The organism is Vagococcus luciliae, assembly GCF_024637875.1.
Taxonomy (GTDB): Bacteria; Bacillota; Bacilli; order Lactobacillales; family Vagococcaceae; genus Vagococcus; species Vagococcus luciliae.
Genome location: NZ_CP102451.1, coordinates 653043 through 667508, shown reverse-complemented (window position 1 = coordinate 667508; position 14466 = coordinate 653043). Strand labels below are relative to the sequence as shown.

At 34.5% G+C, this 14466-nt stretch carries 11 protein-coding genes; 1 reads left to right on the top strand and 10 read right to left on the bottom strand.

The annotated features are described in order from the left end of the window. Window position 1 precedes the first annotated feature (1 nt). From iolC to G314FT_RS03500, 3 genes are read right to left on the bottom strand one after another with little or no spacing between them, the layout of a single operon-like run. The gene (gene iolC, locus G314FT_RS03510) at window positions 2-964 is read right to left on the bottom strand and encodes a 5-dehydro-2-deoxygluconokinase (RefSeq protein ID WP_257702495.1); all 963 of its coding nucleotides are present in this window, start codon (window positions 962-964) and stop codon (window positions 2-4) included. 14 nt (window positions 965-978) lie between these two features. Further along, window positions 979-1797 carry a 5-deoxy-glucuronate isomerase gene (iolB, locus tag G314FT_RS03505; protein ID WP_257702069.1) on the bottom strand — a complete coding sequence of 273 codons (819 nt, stop codon included), beginning with the start codon at window positions 1795-1797 and terminating at the stop codon, window positions 979-981. Between the two features lie 14 nt (window positions 1798-1811). Next, a complete protein-coding gene (locus G314FT_RS03500; protein ID WP_257702068.1) occupies window positions 1812-3269 on the bottom strand; it encodes a CoA-acylating methylmalonate-semialdehyde dehydrogenase in 1458 nt (485 codons plus the stop codon). Window positions 3270-3492: 223 nt separating this feature from the next. On the opposite strand from G314FT_RS03500, the gene G314FT_RS03495 reads away from it, so the two are divergent. After that, the gene (locus tag G314FT_RS03495) at window positions 3493-4248 is read left to right on the top strand and encodes a DeoR/GlpR family DNA-binding transcription regulator (protein ID WP_257702067.1); all 756 of its coding nucleotides are present in this window, start codon (window positions 3493-3495) and stop codon (window positions 4246-4248) included. Window positions 4249-4294: 46 nt separating this feature from the next. On the opposite strand, the gene ftsY is transcribed toward G314FT_RS03495, so the two are convergent. The 7 genes from ftsY to opp4B form a co-directional block, all read right to left on the bottom strand. Then, the gene (ftsY, locus tag G314FT_RS03490) at window positions 4295-5509 is read right to left on the bottom strand and encodes a signal recognition particle-docking protein FtsY (RefSeq protein WP_257702066.1); all 1215 of its coding nucleotides are present in this window, start codon (window positions 5507-5509) and stop codon (window positions 4295-4297) included. A gap of 11 nt (window positions 5510-5520) precedes the next feature. Then, a complete protein-coding gene (locus tag G314FT_RS03485; protein ID WP_257702065.1) occupies window positions 5521-6339 on the bottom strand; it encodes a Cof-type HAD-IIB family hydrolase in 819 nt (272 codons plus the stop codon). 14 nt (window positions 6340-6353) lie between these two features. After that, the gene (gene smc / locus G314FT_RS03480) at window positions 6354-9926 is read right to left on the bottom strand and encodes a chromosome segregation protein SMC (protein ID WP_257702064.1); all 3573 of its coding nucleotides are present in this window, start codon (window positions 9924-9926) and stop codon (window positions 6354-6356) included. Window positions 9927-9944: 18 nt separating this feature from the next. Beyond that, the gene (gene rnc, locus G314FT_RS03475) at window positions 9945-10646 is read right to left on the bottom strand and encodes a ribonuclease III (protein ID WP_257702063.1); all 702 of its coding nucleotides are present in this window, start codon (window positions 10644-10646) and stop codon (window positions 9945-9947) included. A gap of 114 nt (window positions 10647-10760) precedes the next feature. Then, the gene (locus tag G314FT_RS03470) at window positions 10761-12548 is read right to left on the bottom strand and encodes an oligopeptide ABC transporter substrate-binding protein (protein ID WP_257702062.1); all 1788 of its coding nucleotides are present in this window, start codon (window positions 12546-12548) and stop codon (window positions 10761-10763) included. A gap of 22 nt (window positions 12549-12570) precedes the next feature. Continuing rightward, on the bottom strand, window positions 12571-13473 hold the full coding sequence (locus tag G314FT_RS03465) for an ABC transporter permease (protein ID WP_257702061.1): 903 nt from the start codon (window positions 13471-13473) through the stop codon (window positions 12571-12573). A gap of 30 nt (window positions 13474-13503) precedes the next feature. Continuing rightward, window positions 13504-14466 (bottom strand): oligopeptide ABC transporter permease, encoded by a 963-nt coding sequence (opp4B, locus tag G314FT_RS03460; RefSeq protein WP_257702060.1) that lies wholly within the window; start codon window positions 14464-14466, stop codon window positions 13504-13506.

The window sequence follows — 14466 nt, the reverse complement described above, 5'->3', positions numbered from 1 at the left end:
TTTAGTTTGATTGTTCTTCCATTAACGCTTCAATTTGTTCCACTGTTGGCATGGCTTCAGATGAGCTATGCTTGCTAACTACAATCGCTGCTGAGGCACTGCCATATTGCAATGCTTCTTGAATTGTTTTTCCTTTAGTTAAAGCATATAAAAAGGCTGCAGCGTAAGAGTCCCCTGCGCCAAATGTTTTTAATACATTTGATTTATACGCTTTACCACGGAATGTGTCGCCCTCTTTAGTATAAGCGTACGATCCTTCCACACCATGTTTAATCACGATTAATTCAGGCTCATGTTGGAATAAATACGCGACTGTTTTGTCGTTATTTCCTTCTACTACATTCTCCAACATATTAAATTCATCACGTGTTCCAATCACGACATCTGATTGTTCAGCTACGATTGAGTAGTAAACAGATACTTCTTCAGCATTTTTCCATGTATAAGGACGATAGTCTAATTCAAATACCACTTTGACATTATTTTTTCGTGCTAATGCAACTGACTTTAATACGGCTTCACGACTAGGACTTTGTGCTAAACCTGTTCCTGATACAACTAACATTTTCGCTTGTTTGATGTACCCTTCGCTAACTTCATTTGGCTCTAAATATAAATCAGCCACATCATCACGGTACATTAAAATACTACATTCTGACGGACTAAGAATTTCAGTAAAAGCTAAACCTGCTTTGTGCCCTTCTGTATCAACCACTAAATTACTTGTATCAATTCCAACTTCTGACATGTAATTTGAGATAAATCTTCCGTGTTGATCATCAGGAATTTTCCCAATAAATCCACAAGATAATCCTAATTTTGATGCACCAATTGCAATATTAGCTGGAGATCCTCCAACGTATTTACTAAATGTTTCTGTTTCTTCCATTGGACGATTGTACTCCACTGCATTTAAATCAATACAAGCACGACCAACAGCAATTAAATCATAGGTTGTCATAATTAAACTCCTTTTTATTAGTCTCTATTTAAAATCCATTCGTGATCTTTGTCATTATGAAACTGCCATTTTTTGATTGGGCCAGCCATAATATTTAAATAGTAACCATCGTATCCATCAGGAACAGATACTGGATGGTAACCTTTTGGTACGATTACCACATTTTCATGCTCAACTGTCATCGTTTCATCTAACGAACGATCATCGGTATACACTCGTTGGAATACAAATCCATGTTTAGGGTTCATTTCATGATAATAAGTTTCTTCCAAAAATGATTCATGTGGTAAATTATTTTGATCGTGTTTATGAGGGGGATAGCTAGACCAGTTACCACTATCTGTATACACTTCAACCACAATCAATTTATCTGAAATGGGACTTTGATCATCCATAATATTATGCACTGTTCGTTTATTTTGATATTTACCACGATGTTCTACTGTATTATCAGAAGCTTTAATTAAAGCTGTTGGCAATGATTTATTACTTGGTGCATAAGCAATTAACACTCTAGCTTCATCACTTGTCGTAATCTGGAATGATTTGCCACTTGAAACATAAACACTATCAGTTGGAACTCTATCAAAGACATCTTGACGATTTCCAATTTGTTTAAATGAATCTTCTCCAACTGTTACATCAATTTTCCCAGTCATCGCAACAATACAGGCTTCTAAATCTGTTAATTCTTCTGTATAAACGCCATCTTTAGATAGGTTTAAGACGCGCATTTCAATGTAGCGTAATCCGTCCGCCTCACGTGTCACGTGATGGCATTCCACCACGTGTTCAGAAAGTTCTTTTTTATACGGACGTCGTTTTAACTCAACCATCTTGTTTCCTCCCTTTACACATCACTACGTGCGTAACGCGCTGTCACAACTTTATTACGTGTATAGAAATCTACTCCAGCTTTTCCATTTGCTGGTAACGTTCCGTAGAATGATGATTTCCATCCTGAGAATGGGAACATTGCCATTGGAGCTGGGACACCTAAGTTAATGCCTAACATTCCAGCATCAATGTTTTCTCTAAAGTAGCGAATAGCTGAAGCGTTGTTAGTAAACAAACATGCGCCATTAGCAAACTCTGATGCATTTGCAATAGAAATACCTTCTTGTAAATCTTTAATTTTCATAATAGATAATACTGGAGCAAATAATTCGTCTTTCCAGATTGTCATGTCTGTTGTAACTCCTTCAAAGATAGTTGGTCCAACAAAGAATCCATCTTCATCTAATTGGTCACGACCGTCACAGATTAAGTTGGCACCTGCTTCAACACCTTGCTCGATATAGTTTAGCGTACGGTCTAAGTTTTCTTGACGAATAACTGGTCCTAAGAACACACCGTCATCTAATCCATTCCCCATTTTGATATCTTTTGTGGCTTTTGTTAATTCAACCATGAATTCATCATAGATACCTTCTTCTACGGTTACTACTGCAGCAGCCATACAACGTTCACCAGCTGATCCAAATGCCGCACTCACAATAGCAGGAATACTATCTTTTAGGTTGGCGTCATTTAAAACAATCGTATGGTTTTTAGCTCCTGTTAGAGATTGAACACGTTTTAAGTTTTTAGAACCTTCTGTATAAACATATTGTCCAACTGGTTGTGACCCAACAAATGAAATAGCTTTAATATCTGGGTGTTGCAATAAACCGTTTACAACATCATGTGCTCCAAAAACTACATTAAATACTCCTTTAGGTAGACCAGCTTCTTCTAATAAGCTCACCACTTTTTCCATTAACATTGGCGCTTTTTCAGATGGCTTCAACACCACTGTATTTCCAGTTGCAATGGCCATCGGGAACATCCAGAATGGAACCATCATTGGAAAGTTAAATGGTGTAATCCCACCAACTACTCCGATTGGGTATTTATAAACACTTGCTTCAACATCTGTCGCAATAGAAGATAAGTTATCCCCCATCATTAAAGTTGGTGCTCCAGCAGCAAATTCCACGTTTTCAATTCCACGTTGAACTTCACCATACGATTCAGATAAAGCCTTTCCATTTTCTAATGTTACTAATTTTGCTAACTCATCTTTATTTTCAATTAATAATTGATGAAACTTATATAAAATTCGTGCTCGTCTTGGTACAGCGACTTCTTTCCATGTTTGAAATGCTTCATGTGCTACTGTTGCTGCATGATCTAAATCTTCACGAGTTGATAACGGAACATCACACATTGCTTCTTTGGTTGCAGGATTCACTACTGTTTCATACATTGTTGTTTGACTATCTACCCACTCACCGTTTATATAATTTTTTAATTTTCTAATTGACATTCATAACCCTCCATACATTTACTTAAAACATACCATTTTAATTGTTATATTTTGGTTGTTTTGGTTAACTTTGATTTAATATTACCTTTAATCTAATCAACAGTCAATGTTTTTTGTTAATTTTATAAAAATAATTGGTAATTAAAACATAATTTGATTAACTATTGATAAACTTATGTATAAGTGATATGATAAAAGAAATGACAGAAAGCGGAGAATACTTATGAAAGAGAAACGATTTGAATTAATGAAACAATATATTTTAGATCACAGCCATGTGAGCCTAAAAGAATTGGAAGAGGAATTCAACGTATCCATGAATACTATTAGACGAGATGTCAATAAAATACTCAAAGACTCACGTTTTGAAAAAGTTTACGGCGGTGTTAGTGTAAAAGAAGGTACTCTTGTTGATTTTGAATATCGAAACATTGAAAATAAAGAAGATAAAAAAGCTATTGCACAAAAAGCCGCTTCTTATATCGAAGCAGAAGATCTAATATATATTGATTCTGGTACTACAACAAAATACATTCTAGATTATGTTGATGAAAACATACCTCTTACGATTATTACCAATAGTTTAGATGTGGTATTAAAAGCTGAAAAATTAAGAAAAGCGAATATTTTTCTGATTGGTCATATTTTTAAGAAACCCACCCGTTCTTTTGTGGGCTTAGAAAACGATGAATTATCTGTTAAATACAATATTACAAAAGCATTTATGGCGGCAACTGCAGTTTCTATCAATAGCGGCTTAATGAATTCTGATATTATGGAATACGAAATCAAGCGACAAGTCATTGATAAAGCGGGTAAAATCTTTTTACTAGCTGATGAAACAAAATTTGATCATTCGACTTTATTAACTTATGCAGATTTGAGTGATGTCGATCTATTAATTACAAATAAGAAATTTACTGATCCATACTCTTCTTATTTTGCAGAGCATAATATTGACGTTTTACATTCAATATAAATAATAAAAAGCGATAAAACCTATTGGAGGCTTTATCGCTTTTTATTTACCCATCATAATCTTCCATTAAATCTTTAAACAATCCATAAACAAATTGATTTGGATTAAAGGCTTCTAAATCAGTGATTTTCTCTCCTAATCCAACTAATTTTACTGGTAAATGTAATTCATTTCTAATAGCTAAGACAATCCCGCCTTTAGCTGTCCCATCAAGTTTTGTCAACACAATACCTGTCACATCAGTCGTATTTTTAAATTCTTTTGCTTGAATCAACGCATTTTGTCCAGTCGTTGCATCAACAACTAGTAACACTTCATGAGGAGCTGAAGGGTATTCACGTTCAATGATACGCTTCATTTTTTCTAATTCTTTCATCAAGTTTACTTTGTTTTGCAAACGACCGGCCGTATCCACTAATAAAATATCATAATGCTCATTTTTCATTTTCTCAACAGCATCATACACGACTGCAGCTGGATCTCCACCGGCATTATGTCTAACCACATCAACACCAGCACGTTCTCCCCAAACAACTAATTGATCAATCGCTCCTGCCCTAAAAGTATCAGCTGCAGCTAACAAAACTTTCTTGCCTTGATCTTTGTAACGTTTGGCTAATTTACCGATGCTTGTTGTTTTACCAACACCATTTACACCAACAAACAGCATAATTGTTGGGCTGTCAGTTTGGATATTTAACTCATTATTTTCTTCAATACCCTCTTCTTCATAAATCTCAACTAATTTTTCGATAATCGTTGCTTGGACATCTTTTTTCTTTTTAACATTTTTTAATTTCACTTCTTCTTGCAATTCATCGGAAATACGCATTGCCGTTTCAAACCCAACATCGGCAGAAATCAATGCTTCTTCTAAATCTTCAAAAAATTCATCATCAACCATTCTAAAATTAGCAAATAATTCATTCATGTATTGACCAAAAGATCGCCTTGATTTTTCTAATCCTTTGTCATATTTTTGAACGGTATCTTGTGGTTTTTCTTCAACCACCACTTCTTTGACTATTTCTTCTTTTGGTTGTTCTAGTTTTGGTTCTTCTTGTTTTGAATCAATGATCTCTTCAACCGTTACATCTTCCTTTGATTCTTCTACAACCACAGTTTCTTTGGTTTCAAGACCATCTTCTTTATCTATTTCTTCAATGCTTTGTTCTAACTCCTCGACAATCTCTTCTTTTGGTGTTTCATCAACTTTTTTCTCACCAAGAACTGCCTTTTTAATCTTATCAAAAAATCCCATGTAACTGCCTCCTACTCATTAATTAACACAAATTTTTCAACGGCATGCGCCACGCCATCTTCTTGGTTACTTTTCGTAACAAATTTAGCAATGTCTTTCACACTTTGACTGCCGTTTTCCATCACAACACCTAACCCAGCATACTCAATCATTGAAAAATCATTTTCTTCATCACCAATTGCCATCACTTCTGATTGTTTAATCCCTAAATAATTTGCCAATTCATCAATGCCAGCAGCTTTACTCGCTTCTTTATGGATAATTTCTAATAAATTGTCACGTGATTTCATGATATTAAACTCTTCTAATAACTCTTTTGGTAATTGGGCTAATTTTTCATCCAAATAACTTGTTTCAACGGCTACAACCATTTTGTTAAACAAACGATTTTGATCCAATGTATCAAGTGTCACATGCTCCACCTTAAGTAGTGGATTCATACTTTCATAAATAGAAGTGTAAGGTTCTTTAGCAGTCTCTAAATGAATAACCGTATCCACTGAAATAATATCTAACGGTAAATTTAATGACGTCATCACGTTAGCAACTCGACGAACTTCGTCAAAAGATAAAGAATGAGCTAATAGCGTCTCGCCAGTATCATTTTTTTGCACGGAACTACCATTAAAGGTGATACTATAATCCCCTTCATCTCTCAACTCAAGTCTATCTAAGTAAGGCTCAATTGCAAATAACGGACGACCGGTACAAATGACAACCTTTACTCCTTGTTCTTTAGCTTGAGTTAACACAGTTTTATTTTTATCAGAGATTTTTTTATCATCAGTTAATAATGTGCCATCTAAATCAATCGCAATCAACTTAATCATGTTGTGTCTCCTATCTATTTTAATGTGGTTTCTAATTTTTCCATCTCTTCTAAGTGTACTGAAACAATCTTCGATACACCAGATTCTTGCATTGTGACCCCGTATAATACTTTAGCAGATTCCATCGTTCCTTTACGGTGAGTAATCACAATAAATTGTGTTGCATCGCCAAAATGACGTAAATAATTTCCAAAACGCGTCACGTTTGCTTCATCTAATGCTGCCTCTACCTCGTCTAAAATACAAAATGGGATAGGTCTTGCTTGAATGATAGAAAATAGCAGAGCAATAGCTGTTAAAGCTCTTTCTCCTCCTGAAAGTAAACTCAATTGCTGTAATTTTTTACCTGGTGGTTGAGCCACAATGTCTATCCCTGTATGCAGTAAATCTGTTTCATCACTCAAGATTAAATCAGCATGTCCTCCACCAAACATCTTAGGAAATACTTGACGGAATTCTTCACGAATATCACAGAATACTTCATGAAATTGCTTCATGACTAACATATCCATCTCATCCATTGTTTCTTTCAATTCATCTTTTGCTAAATTCAAATCATCACGTTGGCTCGTTAAAAAGTCATAACGCTCCAATATATCATCATGTTGAGCAATAGCCGAAATATTAACAGGACCTAAGTCAGCTACTTTTATTTTTAACTCTCTAATGTTCTGACTCACGCTTGCTACGTCTTCAATGATGAAAGAACGCTCTTTTGCTGCTTCAAACGTTAAACTATATTCTTCTTGTAAATAAGTTAATAAACTATCTAACTGATTATCACATGTTCCTTGAATAATGTCTAATTCTGTTTGTTGACTAATCAAGACTTGAATATCTTGTCGGTTTTTCTCAACAATTTTTTCTTGTTCTTTAATACTTGTTGTATAGTGTTCTCGCTGTGTTTTGGCTTCCGTAATTCGAGTTAAAACCTCCTCACGCTTATTAGAAACACTTCCCATCTCTTTTATAATTCTGGCTTCTTCTTCATGAAAATGACTACTATCTTGCTCATTAGACTGCGTTTCTTGTAGCATGTCACTCATTTTCTTATCCGCAACATCTAAGCGTTCCATACGCTCTTTTTGCTTTTCGTTTAACTGACTGAGTTTTTCTTTCACCACTGCTAACTCAGCTTCTTTTTTAGCAAGTGATTGCGTCAACTCTTCTTTTTTCTCTAAATTAGTAGCCTCTAATTGATCCACATCAGCCATTTTTTTATCAAGCTCGGCTATTTTTTTTGCTAACTCTTTTTGTTCAAGCTCGTAATTTTCTTTATCTTGTTGATATAACGTTAAAAATTGGTTCAATTCACTTTGCGCATACTCTATCACTTTTTTCTCTTTTTCTAATTGACTCACATCTTGCGTTAAAAGAGACACTTGAGTGCTTAACTTTTGCTCTGTTAATCTCGCTTCTTCACCTAATTGACGTAACTTTTCAAGAGAATCATCTACTACAATTAGTTCCTCTTTTATATGAGATACCTCTACTTCTTTTTGCTGATACAAAGTCGTCATTTGAGACAATTGTTTCTCTATTTCTTGTAATTCTTTTGATTGTGAAAACCAGTGCATAGACTGACCTTTTTTACTCATCCCACCAGTCATCGAGCCACCAGGATTCATCACATCACCATCTAAAGATACCACACGATATTGAAAATTAATTTGTTTCGCAATGTGTGTCGCAGAATTCAATGAATCAGCCACAATCGTTAATCCAAGTAAGTTTCTCATAATAGTTGCAACTGTCTCATCATAAGATACCAACTCACTTGCTACACCAATAAAGCCAGACATATGAGACACTTTATCTAATACATCTTGACGAATAAAACGAGCTTTGACGGTTGTTAATGGTAAAAATGTCGCACGTCCCAATCGTTGTTTTTTTAGATAAGAAATAGCCTCTCTAGCACTTTGATCATCAGTTGTTACAATGTGCTGAACACTTGTCCCAAGTGCTGTTTCCAATGCTAATTGGTATGCTTCTGGAATATCAATTAATTCTGCAACAGCACCCACTACTCCAGGAAATTGCTGTTTATCTTTTAATACTGCTCTAACACCTTGATAAAATCCAGCATAGTTATCTTGTAGCTCTTTCAAGCTTTTTTGTTTTGCTTGAGCTTGCTGTAAAATGCGTAATGCATCCATTAATTGTGTATTTAATTTTTGAAGTTGCGTATTTAACTGTTCTTTGACTTGTCTTTTTTGCTGATAATCTTCCAAGTAAGTCACGACATTCTCTTTTTTTATGTCATACTCTTTCTCTAAATTTTCAAGTGTTTCTTGTTTTTCTTTAATCACCGAGACAAGCTGTTCATAATGATTGATTTCACGCGAATTTTTATTGGTTTCCTGACTATACTGTTTCTCTAAATGTTTTAACTCATTATTCACATGACTTTGTTGTTGCATATATTCTAAATAATCACTACGCATATCATCTATCTGTTCTTTTGCTGATTTGCTATATTGAACTAATACCTCTCTCATACGATAAATATCTTTTTGTATTGTTTGCTTTTCTTTCATTAGTTCTTGTTCATCTTGTTTTAACGTATCAATCTCACGTCGTAATAATTCTTTTTGTGTATCTAAATCTCTCAATGTTTTTTGTTGTGATTCTTTCGTTTGGACAGAAAATTTTTGTTTTTCCTCCAATACTCTTTTTTGTGTTTCTAACTGTTCGTATTGCGTACTGTAATCTAGTAGTCTCTGTTGATGATTGTCTAACATTTGTTCAAGTGTTTCTTGTTCTGATTTTAGTTGTTCTAGTGTTTCTTCCAATGTGATTTTTTCTAATTCTCTAGCCTCTAGAGCTTGTTTTTTTTGACGTAATTGTTCTTTATTTTTTTCCCATTTTTCTTTCGTTTCTTCAATAAGATGGGTTGTCATACTGATATCTTGCTCAGATAGAGTATCCTTTAAAGCTAGATATTGTTTTGCATTATCACTTTGTTTCTTTAACGGAGCTAATTGTATCTCTAGCTCATAAATAATATCTTGTACTCGACTTAAATTATCATCTGTTTCACCAAGATGTTTTTCAGCTTGTTTTTTTCGATTTTTATATTTTAATACACCCGCTGCTTCTTCAAATATAGCACGACGTTCTTCTGGCTTGCTATTAAATATTTCTTCTACTTTTCCTTGAGAAATAATCGAAAAAGAGTCTCTACCTAGACCTGAATCCATAAACAAACTAATCACATCTTTTAATCTACAACGTTGCTTATTAATAAAGAAATCACTCTCACCATCTCGTGTTAATCTTCTTGTGACACTCACTTCAGAGTATTCAATTGGTAAGAAATGGTCTTCATTATCTAACACAAGCGTTACCTCTGCAATATTTAATGGGGAACGTGAAGAAGAGCCAGCAAAAATAACGTCCGGCATTTTCCCCCCACGTAAATTTTTTGCTGACTGCTCCCCTAAAACCCATCGAATGGCTTCTGTGATATTACTTTTTCCACTTCCATTAGGACCAACTACGGCCGTCAAGCCTTCATTAAATTCTATTATCGTTCGTTCTGCAAAGGATTTAAATCCTGCAATTTCTATTCGTTTCAAATACACAAAAAATAAGTCCCCTTCCTAGGATTCTTCTGCCAAAATATTAGCTAATGCTGCTTCTGCTGCATTTTGTTCTGCCACTTTTTTGGATTTTCCAGACCCCTTACCTAAAGGTGTTCCTCCACCACACACTTCAACATGAAAAACTCTTGCATGTGCTGGTCCTTCTTCATCAATTAAATGATATTCAATTAAAATATCACCATTTTTTTGTAAAACTTCCTGTAAGGCTGTCTTATGATCCATCTCATGTGAAAAAGCACCAGTTTCTATTTTTGCTACCACTACTTGATAGATAAATTCTTTTGCTTTTTTTGCTCCTTGATCCAAATAAAGAGCACCTAAAAAAGCCTCAAATAAATCACATAACAAGGATGAACGGCTTCTACCATTTGAATTTTCTTCACCTTTACCTAGTTTGACAAACTTATCAAACCCACATTCTTTAGCAAACATTGCTAGACTGTCTTCTCTAACAATAGTTGAACGTAATTTTGTTAGTTTTCCTTCTGGTAAATCTTGAAAATGACGGTATAAATAGTCTGATACTTCTAATTCTAATACAGCATCTCCTAAAAATTCTAATCGCTCATTATCTTGTAAATCAAAGTGTCGATGCTCATTCACATAGGATGAATGGGTAAACGCTTGTTCCAATAACGTGATATCCTTAAAAATAATGTTATAGTTTGCTTTTAATAGTTGTGTTAACGTTTGTTCCATTGAATGTGCCTCTCCCTTTTTAACCATAGATACCCTTATTATACGTTTTTTTTGTTTGAAAGAAAACAAAAACTATCAATTTGGTCAAAAAGCCAAATTGATAGTCATTAAACGTTATTTTTTATCAGTTACACCAATGTGAGACCATGGATTACTTGTTGTATCATAAGCCCAATCAAAGTCAGTTACTTTATCACTAACTGGTAATACTGCATCTCTGAATAATGTTGGGATAACAAATGCTTCATCCGCAACATATGCTTGCCATTCTTTAAATTTCTCTGTACGGTATTTACCATCAAATGATTTTTCAGAATCAATTTCATTTAATAATTTAGTGTTTTCATCACTAACAAAACGAGTGTAGTTAAACGCTGCTTTAGGTCCGTATAATCCTGATTGAGATGGATCTGAACTTAATCCCCAAGCTGCTTGGTACACATCAACATCTGGTGAATCGTTTTTCAATTTATCGTAGAATGATTGGAATTCAATTAAACGACCAGTTGATAATTTAACATCTAAACCAATTTCTTTCCAGCAATCCATGTAGTATTCAGCTAATGGTTGAGCAGTTTCGCCACCTGACATAGAAGCAAAGTTAATTTCTAGTTTTTCACCATTTGGATCACGACGGAATTCTTCGCCATCTTTTTTCTTGTATCCAGCTTCGTCTAATAATTTGTTTGCTTTGTCTTTATCTTGTTTTGAGAATCCAACTAAGCTCTTATCACTAAACTCATCAAAGATTGGTGGAACAATAGCATTAGCAGGTTGACGTAAGCCATTGTAGAATTTATTTGCTACAGCTTCGTTATCAATTGCATATCCCATTGCTTGACGTAATGATTTATTTGCCATTTTAGAATCTGGATTGTATACAGCTTCCCCTTTTGCATCATCCCATTTACCTAATTTGAATCCAATATAAGTATAAGCTAAATCTTGACGACCTAAGATTTCATATCCTTCTATATCTTTATAATTTGGATAGTTATCAGTTGGCATACTGAATACCATGTCATATTTTTTAGCTTTCAATGATTCTACAATTGAACTTGATGGTGCGACTCGCATTATAATTTTACTTAATTTTGGTTTTTCTCCGTAGTAGTACTCATTTGGAGTATATTCTACAGATTCCCCTGTGTTAATTTTTTCCATTTTGTATGGTCCAAACGTTACAATATTTTTACGTACGGCATCACTTGATTCCATCCCTTTTACTGGAATATCTTTAAAGATATGAGCAGGCATTGCATTAGTCCAAACAGTTTCACTTGTTTGTTTCATACCTGGATTCATTTCTTTATAAGAAATTTCGACAGTTTTGTCATCTACTTTTTTAATTCCTGAGATAGAATCAGCCTTTCCATCATGATAATCATCCATACCTACGATGTTTTGGAAATCTTCACCATAACGTACACCAGAATAATCTTTGTTACCGATGATTAAGTATGGTTGGATAATATCATCTGCTACTAACGGTTTACCATCTGACCATTTTGCATCTTTAATAATTGTGATTGTAATTTTCTTACCATCAACATCGATATCTTTTTTCGCTACACCGTCATCAGTTGTTTCAAAGTTACCATTACTTGTAAATAATGATTCATGAGATGGTTGCATAAATTGAACATCATAGTTGTCTTCAGAGAAAGTTTCAGAGAACATTCCTTTAAACTGTGTATCCATAACAACTGCTGCTTCTAACGTTCCACCTTCTTTGGCTTTTTCTTCATTAGAAGTTTTCACTGGGAATTTTGATACATCTTCTGTTTTTTCTGTTTTCCCACCATTTGATTTTTTGTCAGATTTTCCTCCACCACAAGCTGATAACCCGACTGTTACTGCAGCACCAAGTGCTACGACGCTAAATAATTTTTTGTACTTCATTCCTTCATCCCCCTTAGATTTTTTATCCTAAACGTTGACGTGCATCCGCTGAACGCTTCAATGCTTGACCAACGTAGTTGATACATAACATCATGACAAGAATTAATACAGACGCTGGCGCCCATACCCAAGTCATATCTGATAAAACGACACCATTTGACGCATACCCAATCAATGTTCCTAAACTAGGTGTTGATTGTGGTAATCCAAATCCTAAGTATGACAACGTTGTTTCAATCCCGATGTTGCCTGCAAAGTTCATTGTCAAATTTGTAATAATTAATGAGCTTAAGTTTGGCATCAATTCACCAAACATTATCTTGAAATCACTTGTCCCAAGTGTTTTTGATGCACTGATGTAATCACGACGTACTTCAGATAATGTCTTTCCTCTAAAGAGACGCGCTTTTGCGACCCAATAGAATGAACTCATAATCATAATAAAAGAAAATACATTATAGCTTGGAACAATTGTAACAAACACAATGATAATCATCATAATTGGTAAAATCATGATAAAATCAACAATTCGCATAATGATACTATCTACCATACCACCATAGTACCCTGCAATAATCCCTAATCCCACACCAATAATTGATGTCAAAATAGTAATTGAAAACCCAATAACAACAGAGTTACGAGCACCAATGATCAATTGTCCAAAAACATCACGCCCACCTTCGTCAGCACCTAATAGGTAGCCATCACCCGGAGCAGCGTATTTATCTAAGATACTTACTTTCATTACAGCATCTTTATCTAAAACAAGTGCTCCGATAAAAATAACTGCAAAGATAATAACTAATAACGCTAATGAAAATAATGCTAATTTATCTTTTTTAAATTCTCGAGCAATCATTTTAAAACCTGTTGGTGGAACACTAACAGCTTCTACAGTTGCTTCTTTTTTTTCTTTACTCATAGCGAGTCTCCTTTCTTAACTATTGGTTTGTTACTGAATACGAATACGAGGATCGACGATACTCATGACAATATCTGAAATTAGATTCCCGATAATTGTGACAATACCTAGTATTAATACTATGGCTGTAATCACTGAGTAGTCACGTCCATTGATTGCATCAATAAACAATTTACCAATACCTGGATAAGCAAAGGTTTGTTCAATAACAACTGACCCACTAATTAAGGCAGTAATTTCATAACTTAATTGGGCTGCTATTGGTAAAGAGGCATTTCTAAAAATATGATGTGTAAAGACTTTATTAGTCGGTACACCTTTTGCTCTTGCTGTACGAACAAAATCTAGCTGTTTTGCATCAATGACTTCATTACGTAAGTATTGAATCGTTACAGCTGTCGCAAGTAACGCTTGTGTAATCGCTGGTAAAATCATGTGATACAAGCGACTCATCATATAAGCCATACTTCCTTTTTCTAATCCTGTTGCTACTGATCCTGTTGTTGGAAACCATTCTAAACGGTAACCAAAAACAAACAACATAAGTAACGCAAAAATAAAGATTGGAACAGCAAAGCTGACAAAGTTATAAACGACAACTGCTTTATCAAACCAAGAGTTTTGATAACGACCTGAGAATAATCCCAAAGGTAAGGCAATTGCATATGTAATAATAACTGTTAATAATGACAAGTAAATGGTATTCCCAACACGAGCACCAATAATATCACTTACAGGTAGTTTATATAAGAAACTTTGCCCAAAATCACCTTTAAAAGCATTCGTTATCCAATCAAAGTACTGTACGTACCAAGGATTGTTCAATCCCGCAGCTTCACGCATTCGATCGATGGTCGCAGGGTCCATATTAGGATTAATTAATCCAGTAAATGGGTCACCGGGCATTGCTTTAGCGATGATAAAAATAAACAGACTCAACACAAATATTTGTGGAATCATTAGTAATACACGTCTTAATATCGTTTTCCACAT